This window comes from Natronomonas sp. EA1 (assembly GCF_051195035.1).
Lineage (GTDB): Archaea > Halobacteriota > Halobacteria > Halobacteriales > Haloarculaceae > JBNTJV01.
On sequence record NZ_JBNTJV010000003.1, the window covers coordinates 558,820 to 572,863 of the forward strand.

Consider the following 14,044-nt stretch of genomic DNA (forward strand, 5'->3'; position numbering starts at 1 on the left):
CGCTACGCCCTGACGGAGAGGGTCGCCACGTCGAAGTACGTCTCGAAGAAGCCGCCGTCGAAGGTGAGCAGGCGGTCGGCCTCGCACTCAGCCTGCGCGCCGATGAGGAAGTCCGACTGGATGTGCTGTCGCGAGCGGACGCGGGCTCCACAGTTCGGACACTCGTAGGTCGCTTCGTGACCGCACTCGTGACAGGCGAGCGCGTGCCCTCGGTTCTGCAGATACGCTCGGTATCGCTCCCCAGCAAGCCAGCAGGTCTCCGCTCCGAGCGAGCCCCGGATGAGGCCGGTGTCGTCGAGGAACGCCCGCAGCGTCTCGTGGCTCTCGAAGTGCACCGACAGCTCCGCGTAGATCGGGTCGTTGATGAGCAACGCACCCTCCTCGGAGGCCCGTCCCAACAGCGCGGTCGCCGCGTCGTTGTGCACGTCGTCGTCGTTCAGTGATGCGATGAGCGCACTCGTGTCGACGACGGTCCTCATCGGCCGCGGAGTTCGTCCATGATCTCCTCAGTCGTGCGGTCGGTTTCGAGGCTCCCCTTCCACTTCTCGAAGGGGTTCTCTCCGGGGGTCTTGCGGAGAACGTACCCCTCGTTGGTCTCGACGAACTCGACCTCGTCACCGGGGTCGATACCGAGCCGGTCGCGGATCGCCTTCGGGATGGTCACCTGCCCCTTCGTCGTGACTTTCGGCATGGGTATTACTTTGTAGTATTACAATAAAAGTATTACTCCCCCGCCTTTTTCGGCGTCGGGGTTCCTCGCTGCGCTCGCTGCGGGAACCGCGTGGCGGCGAAGCCGTCACGGAACAAGTAGCCGGCAAAGCCGGCTACCCGCTCCTCGGAAAAAGCTGAATCAAAAAGCCGGACGCTCGCTCCGCTCGCGTCCAGGAGAACACGTCACACGTTCTCCGGCAGCCACCCGCCATCCACCTCGATGTTCTCCCCCGAGATGTAGTCGCTCCCCTCGTCACAGAAGAAGAGCATCGCCTGGGTCAGATCGTCGAAGGAGGCCCATCTTCCCCGAGGAGCGTCGTCGGGGAACTCGTCGGACGATTCGACGACGTACGGGGAGACGGCGTTGACGGTGATGCCGTCGTCTTGCGTGTCCGCGGCGAGCATCCGCGTGAACATCAGGATGCCCGTCTTCGCCACGAAGTACGGGAAGTTCTTCGGGCTGACCATCGCCTTCTCGGAAGAGGCGTAGCCGACGTTGACGATGCGACCCCACCCCTGCTCGCGCATCGCGGGGAGGACGCGTCTCGCACAGAGGACGGTCCCGTCGAGGTTCGTCGAGAGCACGCGTTGCCAGGTGCCCCAGTCGATGTCCTGCCAGTGCGAAGGGGCGAAATCGCCGACGTTGTTCACGAGGACGTCGACGCTCCCGAGCTCGGCCTCGACCTCCTCGACCATCGCGTCGACGGAGTCGGGGTCGGTCACGTCCCCCTGCACGGCGACGCTGTCGACGCCGAGCTCGTGAATCTCGCGGGCCGTGGCCTCGGCCTGCACGTCGCTGGAGTGGTAGTGGACGGCCACGTCCGCGCCCGCGTCGGCGAGCGCGAGGGCGAACGCGCGCCCGAGCCCCTGTGCGCTCCCGGTGACGAGGGCGGTTCGCGTGGAGAGGTCCGGCTGAATCATACCCCCTCTGCGCTCGGAGAGGGGAAAGCCCTGTGGCTCCCGGGCGACCACCCTTTTAGGTCCCGCCGGCCCCAGTGGTCGGTATGCACCGACGAGACGTGTTGCGTGCCACGGGTGCGGGTCTCGGCCTCGCCACCGTCGGCACCCTCCCCGCAACCGCCCAGTCGAGCGCGGTGCTCGGCCGCCTCACCCTCCCCCGCGCGAAGGAGGCCGTCGTGAGCGACGACGGCTCCACCGCCTTCGTCGCCGTCACGGACGGCTTCGCCGTCGTCGACTGCTCGGACCCCGCTGCCCCCGAACTCGTCTACGAGAACCGCGCGGTCACCCCGGACCCCGAGAAGGGGCCGATGGAGCAGGTGTACGACGTGAAACTCGACGGGGACCGGCTCGCCGTCACCGGCCCCGCGAACCCGGCCGGCTCCCGGCCGTTCCAGGGGGTCGTCGTCTACGACGTCTCCGACCCCACCGCCCCCGAGCAGGTCTCCGTCCACGCGACGAGCTTCTTCAACCACAACTGCGACATCGCCGACGGAACCGTCTTCCTCTGTGGGAACGACGGCCAGGAGAACGCGCTCGTCACCGTCGACGCCGAGACGGGCGAGGCGCTGGGCCGGTGGTCCATCACCTCGGTGGAGGAGGGGTGGGCCGACCTCTCGTTCGGGCTGTGGCCCCTCCACGACGTGTCGGTGACGAACGGGGTCGCCGCGCTCGCGCAGTGGGACGCCGGCACGTGGCTCGTGGACGTCTCCGACCCATCGGCCCCCGAACTCGTGAGCCGGGTCCGTGGTCGCTCCCCCGAGGCGTTCGAGGGACTCTCGGACGACGAGATCCGCGAGGAGACGCTCCAGACCCCCGGAAACGACCACTTCGCCGCGATGAACGACGCGGGGACCCTGCTCGCGGTCGGCGTGGAGTCGTGGGACATCGAGCCTGCCGAGGCTGACGTCCGGCCGGGCGGGATCACTCTCTACGACGTGTCGGACCCGAGCCAGCCCGAGGAGCTGGCGGTCATCGAGGCCCCGCCGAGCGAGGACGAGTCTTTCTCCGGCGTGTGGACCACCTCGCACAACTTCGAGTTCGCGGACGGGAAGCTCTACACCTCGTGGTACCGGGGGGGCGTCCGGGTGTTCGACGTGACTGATCCCTCGAATCCAGAGGAGCTGTTCGCGTGGCGCGACAGCGAGACGACCTCCTTCTGGACCGCACAGGCCGGGGTCGACGGGTCCTTCTTCCTCGCCTCCAGCCGGAAGAACCCCGCGGCGGAGACCCCCGCACAGGACGCCGCCATCTACACGTTCGCCGACCCGCGGCTCCCCACGCCGACGCCGACACCCACCCCGACACCGACGCCCTCACCCTCTCCGACCGACTCGCCGACCGCGACGGGCCAGCCCGGGTTCTCGCTCGTGGGCGCGCTCGCGGCGCTCGGGGTGGGTGGATGGCTGTGCCGACGAAACGGGGAGTAGTCAAAGCGCGTTCTCGATCTTCGACGCGACCCGCCGCGCGCGCTCCGCGAGCGCCTCGGGGACGTTCCCGGCCTCCACGGCGGCGTCGAGCTCGTCGTCGTCCACGCGCTCGACCGTGCCGTCGGCGTGTTTCACCACGTCGACGTGGAGATCGACGTAGCGCGCCGTCTCCGGAAAGATCTCGACGGGCGTACAGACGTTGACGTAGGTGCCGCGGCGCTCGCCGTTCTCCCCCCGGTAGACGGTGGCGTACCACCAGCGGCCCTCCTTCAGTTTCGTGGTGGCGATATCACCCGACTCGCGGGGGACCCCCAGCGCGTCGTAGGTCCCGCCCGGACTCATCTCGCGTTCGATGGTGATGCCGTCCGCATCGCGCGTGGTGACCTCGCCCTTCCCCAGCGTGATGAGCCGGCCGTCGGGCTTCCCGTGGCCGAGGCTCACCCGGTCGCCCTCGCGCGGCCCGAACTGCCGGGCCACGGTGTCGAAGGGGAACTCCCCCGCGGGGTCACAGACGGCCTCCGCGAAGTCGACCGCGGCGCTCGCGGCGTTCGTCCCCGCCTTGATGCGGTGGTGGCCGGGCATCGTGGTGGCGACCTCCCGTCGCAGGTCGTCGAGCGCGAACCGGCCCTCGCGCCCGAACCAGACGTGCGTCGTCGCTTCGAGTTCGACGAGGGGGCCGGGCGCGTCGTCCGGGTCCGCGCCGGCGACCCCCTGCATCAGCGTCTCCGCCCGCTCGCTCGCGGCCTCGATGGCCTCGCCGATGGTCTCCATCGAGGCGTCACCGACGTGCGGGTCCCACCGCGTGGCCCACCCCTCCGGCGGGGACTGCGGGACGAGCTCCTGCATCCGGAGGAGCTCGTCGGGGCCTCGCGGACGCCCCCCGTACGAGAGCGTGAGCATCGACCCCGGCACCTCCAGGCCGGTGTGGAGTTCGGGGCGGTCGGAGCACCACGGCGGCTCGCTCGCCGTGACCTGTACCCGGCGCACGTCGCCTTCCTCCACCCGGTCCTCGGCGTTGCGGTAGGGGAGAAACCCCTCCGTCTCACCGAGATCGACCACGGCACCCGAGCCGAGCGTGTCCGTTACGACCCCCTGGAACACCGCGCCGCGCGGGGCCGGTGACGCCCACGCGAGGGTGTCGACAGAGAGGCTCTGGAGGCGGTCCGTGGCCTCCTGCACGGCCTCCGGCGCGCCCGTGAGCCGCACGCCCTGCCGGTCGAACGTCGTGTCGACCTCCACGTCCGCCGGGGCGAGGGGGAACGCCCGGTCGAACCGCCGCTCGATGGGGGGTGACGCCTGCACCACCTCGTCGAACAGGTGGGTGATGGCGGTGGTGTAGATCCCCCGGACGCGGACGCGCGGCGACTCGCTCATAGCTCGTCGCGCGTGCTCGCGAAGCGCGTCCGGCCGTTCACGGTCGGGCCGAGCGTCAGCTCGACCATCGTCTCGGTGAGGACGCGGCCGTCCTCGATGGGGACACCCCAGGTGTCGAATTTGAGATACCCGCGCAGGTCGGCGCTGTGGGTGTACACGTCCACGTGGTCCACGGTGTGTTCGGGATACTCGGTCGTCGAGTGGGCGATATCCATATCGGAGTAGACGGTGTCGTGTGCGGCGAAGAACTCGGTGAGGGCGTCCGCGGTCTCCGCGGTGGCGTCGGCGACGGCGGCCGAGGCCTCCTTCAGGTCCTCGGTCGAGAGCCCCGCGTCGCGGAGCGCGGCCTGCTCGCGCTGGTCCCAGTGCATACCCCGCGTTCGGGGGCCGGGAGTAAAAATTCGGCCAAAGCGTTACGTCGACCCCCTTCGACAACCGGGTATGGGCAAACGGGACCCCGTGGAGGCGCGGTCGGACGGCACGCGTGACCTCTACGACATCGCCACGTGGGAGCCACGAACGGCCCTCGACCGGCTCGCGATCCGCCTCTACCGCGGGGTCATCGCGACCGTCCGGGGGATCGTCATCCTCCTCGGCATCGTCATCCTCCTCTCGCAGTTCATCCTCGGCTCTATCGGGGCCACCTTCGCCGAGGACCCCTACGCCATCGGGCTGGTGGTCCTCTCCGTGATCCCGGCCCTCGGACTGGTCGCCTACGTCTATCTCACGGACATCACGAGTTCGGAGCCGCTGGACCTGCTCGTCGTCACGTTCGTCTTCGGCGTCGTCTTCGCGGGCTTCGCCGCCATCGTGAACACCCTGCTCGGGAGCGTCCTCCGGGCGATTCCGCTCGTCGGTATCGTCCTCTTCTTCTATCTCGTCGTCGGGCCGGCGGAGGAGACGGTGAAACTCCTCGCCGTCCGGCTCCACGCCTACCGCGACGACCGCTTCGACTCCGTCATCGACGGCACCGTCTACGGCGCCGTCGCGGGCCTCGGCTTCGCCACCATCGAAAACGCGCTCTATATCACCCGCGGGCTGAACGGGAGCGGCCAGGTCGTCGAGCTCGCGGGCGGGCTGGCGGTCCTCAGCGGGGGGGCGCTCGCCGCGGGCGGCATCGAGCGCATCCTCGGCAACATCATCGGCGCCGGTGGGCAGATCACCGCCCTCCGCGCGCTCGCCGGACCGGGCCACGTCATCTACTCCGCGTTCGCGGGCTACTACCTCGGCCTCGCGAAGTTCAACCAGGAGCGGGCCGGCCCCATCGTCGTGAAGGGGCTCGTCATCGCCGCGTTCATCCACGCGACGTACAACACCCTCGTCGGCATCATCCCCGGCGTCGCCGCCGCGCTCACCGGCTCCTCACAGCTGGTGATGTTCTTCGCCTTCGTCATCGTCTACGACGGGGTCTTCGCGTACATCCTCTTCCGGAAGCTCTCGCGCTACCGCGCCGCGTTCACGGCCGTCACGGCCGAACGGAACCGCGACGAGTCGGCGTTCACCCCCGAGCGCACGGAGTTCGAGGAGTAGTCGGGGACCGACAACCGCCCCGCTTTTTACGCCGCGCCGGTATTCCCGACCATGAGCGACCTCACCCCCGAGTCCTTCGAGGAGGAGAAGTACGTCGCGTACTTCCCGCAGCTCCAGCAGGCGTACAAGGACGCCTTTAACACCATGAACGAGCAGTACGACTCTACGCTGATCCACGGCATCGACCAGCAGATCCTCAACGAGTCCGAACCGCACTACGAGGGCGACGGTGAGTTCACCATCGACCTCCCGGAGAACCCGAAAGAGCGACTCACGGCCGTCGTCGTGGCCGAGGAGAAACTGGAGGCGATTCTGGAGGAGTATCTCGAGGAGATCCGCTCGCAGCTCAGAAAGCAGTTCGATCTGTCGTAATCGCTGTTTTTGTTGCTTTTGGGTTTGTTTTTAAATGTCGCCGTGACCGCAGCGACAGCCATCAACAACACCTCGAAAGCCCCGACGCGCTCGGCGGCTGTGGCTCGCTGCGCTCCTCGTCGCTCGCTAACGCTCGCTCCTGCGGTGCTTACATCGCCTCGCTCGCCGACCGCGTCGCCCCTTTCAGTCCCACCCTGGGTGGTTGACCGACCAGCCGACCCACGGTAGCCTGCGGAACAGCCGCCTCGGGTGGGACTGAAAGGGGCCGTGGGCTCGCGCCGAAGGAGAGTCGCCTGCGCGAGCCCTATTCGCGAAGCGAATATCTCGCGCAGCGACCGCGAGCGCACGGGGGCTTTCGAAGTGGTGGTGGCGGACCCGGTCGCACAACGACAACGCTGGACGTGCTACTCGGTATTCGCGGACCAGACAACACACCGGCGAGAGACTGCGTTTCGAACACAAAAGAACGAAACACCATCCCACAATCCACACCCCAACCAAAGGGCTAAGGCCGACGAAACCATAGCCGCGGACATGAGCACGGAATCCGCAGGCGGCGACGACGACCTTCGAGAGCGTATCTCGAACTTCCTCCGCCGGAACTTCCCGCAGATCCAGATGCACGGTGGGAGCGCGGCCATCCAGGACCTCGACCGCGAGACGGGTGAGGTCACCATCATGCTCGGGGGCGCATGCTCCGGGTGTGGGATCTCTCCGATGACGATCCAGGCCATCAAATCGCGCATGACGAAGGAGATCCCCGAGATCACCGCGGTCCACGCCAACACCGGCATGGGCGGCGACGACGGTGGGATGGGTGGCGGCATGTCCCCCTCCTTCCCCGGCGAGGGTGAGGGCGAGGAGAACGAGGACGAAGGCCCGCAGGCCCCCTTCTGAGCCGAAGCGAAGCGTAGTTTTTTCTCCTCACCGCGACAGCGACAGCTATGAACATCGAGACGGTGCTCGCGCCGGTCGACGACAGCGAGGCCGCGATGGAGGCGATGGAGTACGCCGTAGCGATCGCGGACCGGTACGACGCCAAGATCCACGCGCTGTACGTGTTCGGCGAGGCCGTGGTCCGCGGGGTGGCCGTGGGCGACCTCACCGAGGCCGAGGCCGTCGCCCAGAGCGAGTCGGCGATGGCGTCGGTCCGCGCGCTCGCCGGTGACGTGCCCGTGACCCACTCCTCGGCGTACGGCTTCTCGCTGTCCCGGCTCTCACAGCACCCCGGGAGCGTCATCCTCGACGCCGCGGAGGCCGTGGACGCGGATTTCGTCGTCATCCCGCGCGAGCCGGTGACCGGCGACCCGAGTGCCGTCATCGAGAAAGCCGCGGAGTACGTGCTGGCACACGCCTCCCAGCCCGTCCTCTCGGTTTAATCCGAGAGGCGTGCGGTCATCTCCAGCTCGAAACTGCCGTCGTCGTGCGTCTCGAACCCGACCTTCTCGTAGAGGACGATGGCGGCGCGGTTCCAGCGCTCGACGGTGAGCCAGACGCGGTCGATCCCCGACTCGCGACCCGCGCCGAGCAGGCCGGTGATGAGCTCGGTGCCGATACCGCTCTCCTGGTACTCCGAGAGGACGAAGATGGCGAGCTCGTAGGCGCCGTCGCCGTCGGGGACGAGCGTGGCGTGGCCTACGGGCGCCTCGTGGACCGCGACGACGTTGATGCAGCCCTCGCCGAGGATGGCCTCGAGCCACTTGCGGATGCGCTTCTCCTCCGTCGGGGGGATCCCCTGTGCGCGGTCCTCGGGGTCGAAATCGAGATACATCTCGACGAGGGGGTCGAGCCCGCTTTCGTACCGGCGGATCTCGATCTCGCGGCCCTCCCGGTCCGTGAACGACTTCGGCGGTGGGTCGTACGGGCCCGCGATCTCGTCCGGGTAGTCACGGGGAGTCATCGGATGAGAGTCACCGAGACGGTCGCGTTGAGGAGGACGAACTCCGCGATGGAGCCGAGCTGGACTTTCCCGAGCGGGCTGGTCTCGCCCCCGCCGAGGACGATGCGATCGAACCCGCCCTGTTCGGCGTACTCCGTGAGACGGCTCCCGGCGTGGCCCTCCAGCCGGACGATCTCCGCGTCGATGCCCGCGTCGTCGAGCGCCGACGACACCCGCGCTTCGATGTCCCCCGGTGTCGGGGCCGACGCGGGGTTCTCCACGACGGCGACGGTGAGCGTATCGCCGGCCTCGACGACCCGGTCGAGCGCCTTCTCCAGCGCCCGAAAGGAGTCCTCGCTCCCGCCGATACCCAACAGGACGTTCATACTGTGAGCCACGCTTGCGTCCCTCAAAAGCGTCCCGGCGGAGTTTTTACACTCCCGGACCCGACCGAGAGGTATGGGAGTCGTCGATAACGCCCGGGAGAACGCCGAGGGGCTCTTCGCCATGCTGGTTCTGGGCGCGGGCTTTCTCGCCCTCTTCTCGGGGCAGTCGTGGTTCTGGATGGTCTGGGTGGTGGGCTTCGCCGTCCTCCTCCCCATCTTCGCGATGCTGGTCGAGAGCGACGAGACGGAACCGGACGGCGAGCCGGAGGCGACCCCGCTCGAGGACCTGAAACGCCGGTACGCCAACGGGGAGCTGGACGAGGAGGAGTTCGAGCGCCGGCTGGAACGCCTGCTGGAGACGGACGACGAGTCGACGGCACGCGAGTACGTGGAGCGACGGGAGACGGAGCGGTCGTAGGACGCGGTCCCACGTGGGTCGCGTGCGGTCCCGCAAGCGTGGACCTCGTGCGACCCCGCAAGCGTGGACCTCGTGCGACCCCGCAAGCGTGGGTCGCACCGTCTGACGCACGGCGGACGCCCGGCGACACGCTTTTTCGCCGGGGCACCACAACTCCGGTATGAGCGAACACGAGGAGGTCCAGCAGGCGATTCGGCGGGTGGACGCGGCCGACGCCACCGGGGCCGACGACCCGACGGACGACGTGGGGAGCGACGCTGGGGACGACGTGCCCGCGGACGTCCGCGAGTACACCCGCTTTTCGAAGATCGACGGCGCGACCTACGACCGCGCCAACGAGTTCCTCCGCGACCGGACCTACATCACGGCGCGGGAGTGGGCCATCGCCCGGCTGTGTGCCGATTTCCGCACCGAGACGGGCGTGGAGATGACGAAGATCGGCGAGCACCTGCCCGAGCTGGTGCCGTTCATGACGGACACCTACTCCCCGCAGGCCGTGAACCAGGCCCGCGCGGCGTTCGAGGGGAAAGTCAGGAAGGCCGGCGCGACGTTCCTCTACGGCGCGATGTGCGACTTCTTCACCGCCGAGGAGCTCGACGACCTGATGTACGAGGTGACGGAGGTGGCGAAGTTCCTGCTCGAAGTGGAGGGCGTGGAGCTCACCGTCGAGGACGAACTCGACGCCGAGGACCGGATTTCGGCGGTGATGCGCGAGGTTCGCGAATCGTCGGCGGCACTCCGCCACGAGGAGTTCGAGTGTCCCGAATGCGGGCACACCCACAGCGCGGCCGACGACTAGTCGAACAGCCGACGCGCGTACCGATAGATGGGCGCGCCGAGCCAGTCGCGGCCCTCCGCGATGGCGTCGAACGCCGTTCGGGCTTCGTTTTCCGAGAGTGCGCCTCGCTTCACGAGCGCCCGCAGGACGATAGGCGAGAGCGCGACCTCCGCATCGACGAGTCGCTGGAGTTCGGGGAGGGCCCGGAAGTCGTCGGTGATGAGGAAGGGCGCATCGAGGGTCCGGACAGCGGCGACACAGCTCGCCTCTCCGGCGTCGATACGGCTCGTCACGAACGCCTCGCCCGTCACGTCAACGAGTTCGAGTCGGGGCTCGCATTCGAGAACGGCGCGCGCGGCCCGACCGTGTCTGTCGTCGTACCCACTCGTCTCCTCGAGTTCGGCCCACACGAGGGCGGTCGTGGCCACCGAGAGCTCGTCGAGTACCGGGTCGAGAACGTCGCCGACACCGAGTGAGATCAGCGCGCTCGTATCGAAAACGAGCATCTACAGGTCCGCGAGGTCGTCCGCCAGCTCCTCCCCGCGGTCGAGCACGTCCTTCGAAGCTCGGACCGCCTCCGCGTCCTGCCGGCCGATGACCTCGGCAAGCGCGTCGAACCCGATCTCGTCGTCGAGGTAGAGTTCGACGACGGCCTCCCGGAAGCTCTCCTCGGCCTCTATCTCCGCGAGGTACCGCCGGAGCGCCTCGATGAGGACCTCCGTCCGGTTCTTGTGGGTGACCTCGGCCGCGATATCCGCGTGGGTCAGGAGCTCCTCGGGGATGCGGAAGTTCACGCGCTTGGTGCCCATCGTACAGACGTTGTATGTACAGGAGGTTAGGTCTGCCGCCGTTGCGCTACTCCCTGACGTTCTTTCCGACGGCCTCCGCGAACTCGGCCTCACGCGCTCGCAGGGAGCCAGCGGCGTCACGGCCCGCCGCGGTGTCCCGGTAGACGACGGTGCCCCGGACCATCGTGAGCTCCGGGAACACCCCCAGGTTCCCCTCGAACGGCGTCCAGCCGCACTTCGAGTGGAGATATTCGCCGCGGATCTCGCGGGCCGCGTCGGGGTCCACGAGCACGAGGTCGGCGTCCTTCCCCTCCTCGATGGTGCCCTTCGAGTCGAGCCCGAAGATCTCGGCCGGATTTTTCGCCGTCACGTCACGGACGCGCTCGTAGGAGAGAGTACCCTGGCGGGCCTCTTCGAGGAGGAGCGGGAGCGCCGTCTCGACGCCCGGCACGCCGGAGGGGGCGTCCCAGATGCTCGCGTCCTTCTCCGCGCGGGTGTGGGGCGCGTGGTCCGTCGCGACGATGTCGACGGTGCCGTCGGCGAGTCGCTCGAACACCTCCTCGCGGCGTTCCTCGGAGCGAAGCGGCGGGTTCATGCGGCCGAACGTGCCCAACTCGGGGAGGTCGTCTCGCGAGAGGAACAGGTGGTGCGGGGTGACCTCACAGGTGAGCCCCGCGTCGTGGGCGATGTCGACCCCCTCCGGCGTGGAGGTGTGGGCGATGTGGACCGTCGCGCCGGTGTCGCTCGCGGCCTCGCAGGCCCGTTCGACGGCGGCGGCCTCGGCCTCAGGCGTTCGAAACGCGCTCCACGCGTCGGCGTCGTCACGGTCTTTCGCGCCCTGATTGAACAGCGTCGCGTCCTCCGCGTGGACCGTCACGGGCACGTCCGCCTCCGCGGCGCGGGCGACGGCGTCGGAAAAGAGCCCGAGGTCGATGCCCATATCGCCGGTCGAATCGGCGAGGAACACCTCGCCGAGCGCGAACAGGGGTTTCTCCAGGAGGGAATCGGGGTCCCACTCCGGCGTGACCCCGCCGTTGAGGCCGTAGTCGACGAGGGAGGGCGCGGCGAGTGCGGCCTTCTCGTCGAACGCCTCACCAGTGGTGGTCGGCGGCGACGTGTTCGGCTGGTCGACGACGGTGGTGACCCCGCCCGCGGCCGCGGAGCGCGAGCCCGTCGTCCAGTCCTCCTTGTGGCTCGCGCCGGGCTCCCGGAAGTGGACGTGGGCGTCGATCATCCCCGGCAGGAGGAGTTTCCCGTCGGCGTCGAGGCCGTCACCCTCGATGTCGGGGGCGATTTCGGCGATGGTCTCGCCCGCGATGCGGACGTCCCGGACGCGCCCGTCGGCGAGCGTCGCGTCGTGAATGAGCATTACCCGGTGTGGGGGCGATGGGGGCCTAAACCCCGCGGACTTCCTCGACCGTGATGGGCTCGTCGCCGACGAGCGCGCGTTCGAGGGTTCCCCTGGCGGTCTCCACGTCCGCAGTCCCCCCGGCGCGGGCCAGGCTTCCCACGGAATCGGGGTCGAACGGCACCTCTAATGCCTCGTAGATGGGCGTCAGGACGGCCGCGATCTCCTCGTGGCCGTCGACGACGAGACAGCCCGCGGTCTGGGCCGCGCCCTTGCGCACGCGCTGGGCAATGCCGACGATCTTGCCACGAGACGAGAGCGAGTGGTCGCCGGGACAGAAGGCGTGGAGCGGCTCCCCCCGTTCCGCCTCGACGCCGAGATGCGAAAGCGCCCGGCGTACGTCCGCGACCGCGGCGTCGTAGCGCTCGTCCATCCCCCGGCGCACGTCGGCGAGGGGGGTGACGCGCACGAAGGCGAGCGTCGTGCCCGTGTACGCGACCGCCCGTCCCCCCACGGCGCGCTCGTAGCTGGGGAACTCGTGTTCGGCGGCGGCCTCGCGGGCGCGGGCGTAGCCGGGGGCGCGGGCGTCGCGCCGCCCGAACGCGATCTGGCGGTGGGGTGCCCAGACCCGGACCGCGGCCTCGCCCGACTCGGCCACGTCCTCGCGCAGGGCGGCCGTGACCGCACGGTCCGCCTCGATGCTCGCGGCTCGACCGCGAATCACGCGCATACGCCCACTCGGGGACGACGCCGCTAAAGGCTCCCGCTCCCAGTATGGGGTATGGTCACGCTGCCGGGGAGTGTCGTCTCGCGGTACCCCCGCTTCTCGCTCTACAATTCGCCGTATCCCGCCCACGACACCGGATGCGCCGTCGACCTGTATCCCGAGACGAACGACGCGCCCTCGCCCGTGGCTGGCGAGATCATCGACACCCGCACCGTGAGCTGTCCGCCGAAGCCGTACGCCGGAGAGCACGACCACCTCATCCTCGTCGACATGGGGGAGTACGTCGCCCGGATTCTCCACGTCGACCCCGGTGTGGAGCCGGGTGACCGCGTCGAGGTCGGGGACTCCCTCGGCGAGATGGTGCGCTCCGGCTTCTTCGGGCAGTGGGTCGACAACCACATCCACCTCGGCGTTCGCGAGCCCACGCAGAACGCCTACCGCGCGTCCGGGTCGCTGCCGCTCCACCTCGACGTGGCGGTCACGGGGATTCCGTGGGACGGGACGGGAACCGTGGTAGAGACCGGCCCCACCCACGTCCAGCTCGACGGGCCCGAAGGTTCAGAGCGGGGGTTCGTCGCCATCGCCGCCGACGAGGGCGTCCCGCTCGACGGCGGGCTCCCGCACTACACCGGTGGCGGGGTGCTCGCGCCGCACGAGGGGCCGGTGTCGCTGCTCGGGACCCGCGTCGGGGCGGCGACGGGGCGCGACACCACATGGAACGACGTGCAGGTGGTCGCGAACCGGACGCGCGCGACGGGGCTCTCGCTGTTCGCCTCACGGGAGAAGTTCGGCGCGAAGGTGGTGTTCCACGAGGGGCACACATTCGAGGAAGGAGAGGAGATCGAAGTGGTGATCCGGGAGGGGGAACGGCTCGTGCTGGGTTAGCCGCGCTCCTCGCGCCAGGCCTCGCGTTGCTCGGTGTACGCCTCGTCCGACTCGACCAGCTCCCACCAGACCTCGTAGACGAGTGCGGCCTCCCGTTTGTCGTGGTCGGCCCAGAAGGTGGGATCGCGCTCCTCGCCATCAACGTACTTCTGGCCACCAGGATACCGCGCGTAGCGCATCGCCCGCGTGTAGCCCATCTGGAGGTACTTCCGAGCCATGTCCATCCCGGGGAACTCCCCGTTCTCCTTGTACGCGAGGAACTTCCGGTAGATGGCCTCCCCGCCCGCGTCGGCCGTCTCGCGGTCGGCGTACCCCCACAGCGGTAGGAGCGCTGACTTGTACGGTTCGACCTTGAACACGCCCTGTTCGCCGCGTTCGACCCGGTAGCGCTCGGGGTGCTCGCGGAAGTTCACGTCGTACTCGGGGTCGTCGCTCATGGGGGGATGTTCGGGTGCAGGGGG

The 14,044-nt window shown here is 68.8% G+C and carries 20 protein-coding genes; 8 read left to right on the top strand and 12 right to left on the bottom strand.

What is annotated here, in order from left to right:
* Positions 1-2: 2 nt before the first annotated feature.
* From ACQUQR_RS12550 to ACQUQR_RS12560, 3 genes are all read right to left on the bottom strand, one after another.
* A complete protein-coding gene (locus tag ACQUQR_RS12550) occupies positions 3-479 on the bottom strand; it encodes a PIN domain-containing protein (protein ID WP_435196829.1) in 477 nt (158 codons plus the stop codon).
* Entirely contained in the window at positions 476-691 is a 216-nt protein-coding gene (locus ACQUQR_RS12555; RefSeq protein WP_435196830.1) for an AbrB/MazE/SpoVT family DNA-binding domain-containing protein, read from the bottom strand. Before ACQUQR_RS12555 ends, ACQUQR_RS12550 begins: the two co-directional genes overlap by 4 nt.
* Positions 692-894: 203 nt before the next feature.
* On the bottom strand, positions 895-1,632 hold the full coding sequence (locus ACQUQR_RS12560; RefSeq protein WP_435196831.1) for an SDR family NAD(P)-dependent oxidoreductase: 738 nt from the start codon (positions 1,630-1,632) through the stop codon (positions 895-897).
* An 83-nt stretch (positions 1,633-1,715) separates the two neighbouring features.
* On the opposite strand from ACQUQR_RS12560, the gene ACQUQR_RS12565 reads away from it, so the two are divergent.
* On the top strand, positions 1,716-3,098 hold the full coding sequence (locus ACQUQR_RS12565; protein WP_435196832.1) for an LVIVD repeat-containing protein: 1,383 nt from the start codon (positions 1,716-1,718) through the stop codon (positions 3,096-3,098).
* On the opposite strand, the gene ACQUQR_RS12570 is transcribed toward ACQUQR_RS12565, so the two are convergent.
* Both ACQUQR_RS12570 and ACQUQR_RS12575 read right to left on the bottom strand, forming a co-directional pair.
* Entirely contained in the window at positions 3,099-4,472 is a 1,374-nt protein-coding gene (locus ACQUQR_RS12570; protein WP_435196833.1) for a DUF402 domain-containing protein, read from the bottom strand.
* Positions 4,469-4,843: a DUF7532 family protein gene (locus tag ACQUQR_RS12575; RefSeq protein ID WP_435196834.1), complete on the bottom strand. Its 375-nt coding sequence runs from the start codon at positions 4,841-4,843 to the stop codon at positions 4,469-4,471. Before ACQUQR_RS12575 ends, ACQUQR_RS12570 begins: the two co-directional genes overlap by 4 nt.
* Before the next feature lie 70 nt (positions 4,844-4,913).
* On the opposite strand from ACQUQR_RS12575, the gene ACQUQR_RS12580 reads away from it, so the two are divergent.
* From ACQUQR_RS12580 to ACQUQR_RS12595, 4 genes are all read left to right on the top strand, one after another.
* Complete coding sequence (locus tag ACQUQR_RS12580) at positions 4,914-6,002, top strand: PrsW family intramembrane metalloprotease (RefSeq protein WP_435196835.1); 1,089 nt, start codon at positions 4,914-4,916, stop codon at positions 6,000-6,002.
* A 51-nt stretch (positions 6,003-6,053) separates the two neighbouring features.
* Positions 6,054-6,374 carry a DUF5783 family protein gene (locus ACQUQR_RS12585; RefSeq protein ID WP_435196836.1) on the top strand — a complete coding sequence of 107 codons (321 nt, stop codon included), beginning with the start codon at positions 6,054-6,056 and terminating at the stop codon, positions 6,372-6,374.
* Between the two features lie 534 nt (positions 6,375-6,908).
* Positions 6,909-7,271 (top strand): NifU family protein, encoded by a 363-nt coding sequence (locus ACQUQR_RS12590; RefSeq protein WP_435196837.1) that lies wholly within the window; start codon positions 6,909-6,911, stop codon positions 7,269-7,271.
* 47 nt (positions 7,272-7,318) lie between these two features.
* Positions 7,319-7,753, top strand: a complete 435-nt coding sequence (locus ACQUQR_RS12595; protein WP_435196838.1) for a universal stress protein — start codon at positions 7,319-7,321, stop codon at positions 7,751-7,753.
* Here the strand turns inward: ACQUQR_RS12595 and ACQUQR_RS12600 are convergent.
* Both ACQUQR_RS12600 and ACQUQR_RS12605 read right to left on the bottom strand, forming a co-directional pair.
* Positions 7,750-8,274, bottom strand: coding sequence for a GNAT family N-acetyltransferase (locus ACQUQR_RS12600; RefSeq protein ID WP_435196839.1), 525 nt, complete (start codon positions 8,272-8,274; stop codon positions 7,750-7,752). The genes ACQUQR_RS12595 and ACQUQR_RS12600 overlap by 4 nt on opposite strands.
* Positions 8,271-8,639: a universal stress protein gene (locus ACQUQR_RS12605; protein WP_435196840.1), complete on the bottom strand. Its 369-nt coding sequence runs from the start codon at positions 8,637-8,639 to the stop codon at positions 8,271-8,273. Before ACQUQR_RS12605 ends, ACQUQR_RS12600 begins: the two co-directional genes overlap by 4 nt.
* Before the next feature lie 73 nt (positions 8,640-8,712).
* Here ACQUQR_RS12605 and ACQUQR_RS12610 point away from each other — a divergent pair, with 73 nt between their 5' ends.
* Both ACQUQR_RS12610 and ACQUQR_RS12615 read left to right on the top strand, forming a co-directional pair.
* Entirely contained in the window at positions 8,713-9,057 is a 345-nt protein-coding gene (locus ACQUQR_RS12610) for an SHOCT domain-containing protein (protein WP_435196841.1), read from the top strand.
* 160 nt (positions 9,058-9,217) lie between these two features.
* Positions 9,218-9,856: a DUF5806 family protein gene (locus tag ACQUQR_RS12615; protein WP_435196842.1), complete on the top strand. Its 639-nt coding sequence runs from the start codon at positions 9,218-9,220 to the stop codon at positions 9,854-9,856.
* Here ACQUQR_RS12615 and ACQUQR_RS12620 read toward each other — a convergent pair.
* From ACQUQR_RS12620 to ACQUQR_RS12635, 4 genes are read right to left on the bottom strand one after another with little or no spacing between them, the layout of a single operon-like run.
* Complete coding sequence (locus ACQUQR_RS12620) at positions 9,853-10,341, bottom strand: hypothetical protein (protein WP_435196843.1); 489 nt, start codon at positions 10,339-10,341, stop codon at positions 9,853-9,855. The genes ACQUQR_RS12615 and ACQUQR_RS12620 overlap by 4 nt on opposite strands.
* Complete coding sequence (locus ACQUQR_RS12625; RefSeq protein ID WP_435196844.1) at positions 10,342-10,644, bottom strand: CopG family transcriptional regulator; 303 nt, start codon at positions 10,642-10,644, stop codon at positions 10,342-10,344.
* 46 nt (positions 10,645-10,690) lie between these two features.
* On the bottom strand, positions 10,691-11,992 hold the full coding sequence (locus tag ACQUQR_RS12630; RefSeq protein ID WP_435196845.1) for a dihydroorotase: 1,302 nt from the start codon (positions 11,990-11,992) through the stop codon (positions 10,691-10,693).
* Positions 11,993-12,017: 25 nt separating this feature from the next.
* Positions 12,018-12,701, bottom strand: a complete 684-nt coding sequence (locus ACQUQR_RS12635) for a lipoyl protein ligase domain-containing protein (RefSeq protein WP_435196846.1) — start codon at positions 12,699-12,701, stop codon at positions 12,018-12,020.
* A gap of 51 nt (positions 12,702-12,752) precedes the next feature.
* On the opposite strand from ACQUQR_RS12635, the gene ACQUQR_RS12640 reads away from it, so the two are divergent.
* On the top strand, positions 12,753-13,583 hold the full coding sequence (locus tag ACQUQR_RS12640; protein WP_435196847.1) for a hypothetical protein: 831 nt from the start codon (positions 12,753-12,755) through the stop codon (positions 13,581-13,583).
* On the opposite strand, the gene ACQUQR_RS12645 is transcribed toward ACQUQR_RS12640, so the two are convergent.
* On the bottom strand, positions 13,580-14,020 hold the full coding sequence (locus ACQUQR_RS12645) for a DUF4385 domain-containing protein (protein WP_435196848.1): 441 nt from the start codon (positions 14,018-14,020) through the stop codon (positions 13,580-13,582). The genes ACQUQR_RS12640 and ACQUQR_RS12645 overlap by 4 nt on opposite strands.
* Positions 14,021-14,044 lie beyond the last annotated feature (24 nt).

Excerpts from the sequence above, each read along its gene's own strand:
- ACQUQR_RS12595 (WP_435196838.1), top strand. The coding sequence starts at position 7,319 with ATGAACATCGAGACGGTGCTCGCGCCGGTCGACGACAGCGAGGCCGCG.
- ACQUQR_RS12620 (WP_435196843.1), bottom strand. The coding sequence starts at position 10,341 with ATGCTCGTTTTCGATACGAGCGCGCTGATCTCACTCGGTGTCGGCGAC.
- ACQUQR_RS12565 (WP_435196832.1), top strand. The coding sequence starts at position 1,716 with ATGCACCGACGAGACGTGTTGCGTGCCACGGGTGCGGGTCTCGGCCTC.
- ACQUQR_RS12590 (WP_435196837.1), top strand. The coding sequence starts at position 6,909 with ATGAGCACGGAATCCGCAGGCGGCGACGACGACCTTCGAGAGCGTATC.
- ACQUQR_RS12610 (WP_435196841.1), top strand. The coding sequence starts at position 8,713 with ATGGGAGTCGTCGATAACGCCCGGGAGAACGCCGAGGGGCTCTTCGCC.
- ACQUQR_RS12600 (WP_435196839.1), bottom strand. The coding sequence starts at position 8,274 with ATGACTCCCCGTGACTACCCGGACGAGATCGCGGGCCCGTACGACCCA.
- ACQUQR_RS12635 (WP_435196846.1), bottom strand. The coding sequence starts at position 12,701 with ATGCGCGTGATTCGCGGTCGAGCCGCGAGCATCGAGGCGGACCGTGCG.
- ACQUQR_RS12645 (WP_435196848.1), bottom strand. The coding sequence starts at position 14,020 with ATGAGCGACGACCCCGAGTACGACGTGAACTTCCGCGAGCACCCCGAG.
- ACQUQR_RS12630 (WP_435196845.1), bottom strand. The coding sequence starts at position 11,992 with ATGCTCATTCACGACGCGACGCTCGCCGACGGGCGCGTCCGGGACGTC.
- ACQUQR_RS12605 (WP_435196840.1), bottom strand. The coding sequence starts at position 8,639 with ATGAACGTCCTGTTGGGTATCGGCGGGAGCGAGGACTCCTTTCGGGCG.
- ACQUQR_RS12575 (WP_435196834.1), bottom strand. The coding sequence starts at position 4,843 with ATGCACTGGGACCAGCGCGAGCAGGCCGCGCTCCGCGACGCGGGGCTC.
- ACQUQR_RS12625 (WP_435196844.1), bottom strand. The coding sequence starts at position 10,644 with ATGGGCACCAAGCGCGTGAACTTCCGCATCCCCGAGGAGCTCCTGACC.
- ACQUQR_RS12580 (WP_435196835.1), top strand. The coding sequence starts at position 4,914 with ATGGGCAAACGGGACCCCGTGGAGGCGCGGTCGGACGGCACGCGTGAC.
- ACQUQR_RS12640 (WP_435196847.1), top strand. The coding sequence starts at position 12,753 with ATGGTCACGCTGCCGGGGAGTGTCGTCTCGCGGTACCCCCGCTTCTCG.
- ACQUQR_RS12615 (WP_435196842.1), top strand. The coding sequence starts at position 9,218 with ATGAGCGAACACGAGGAGGTCCAGCAGGCGATTCGGCGGGTGGACGCG.
- ACQUQR_RS12585 (WP_435196836.1), top strand. The coding sequence starts at position 6,054 with ATGAGCGACCTCACCCCCGAGTCCTTCGAGGAGGAGAAGTACGTCGCG.
- ACQUQR_RS12550 (WP_435196829.1), bottom strand. The coding sequence starts at position 479 with ATGAGGACCGTCGTCGACACGAGTGCGCTCATCGCATCACTGAACGAC.
- ACQUQR_RS12555 (WP_435196830.1), bottom strand. The coding sequence starts at position 691 with ATGCCGAAAGTCACGACGAAGGGGCAGGTGACCATCCCGAAGGCGATC.
- ACQUQR_RS12560 (WP_435196831.1), bottom strand. The coding sequence starts at position 1,632 with ATGATTCAGCCGGACCTCTCCACGCGAACCGCCCTCGTCACCGGGAGC.
- ACQUQR_RS12570 (WP_435196833.1), bottom strand. The coding sequence starts at position 4,472 with ATGAGCGAGTCGCCGCGCGTCCGCGTCCGGGGGATCTACACCACCGCC.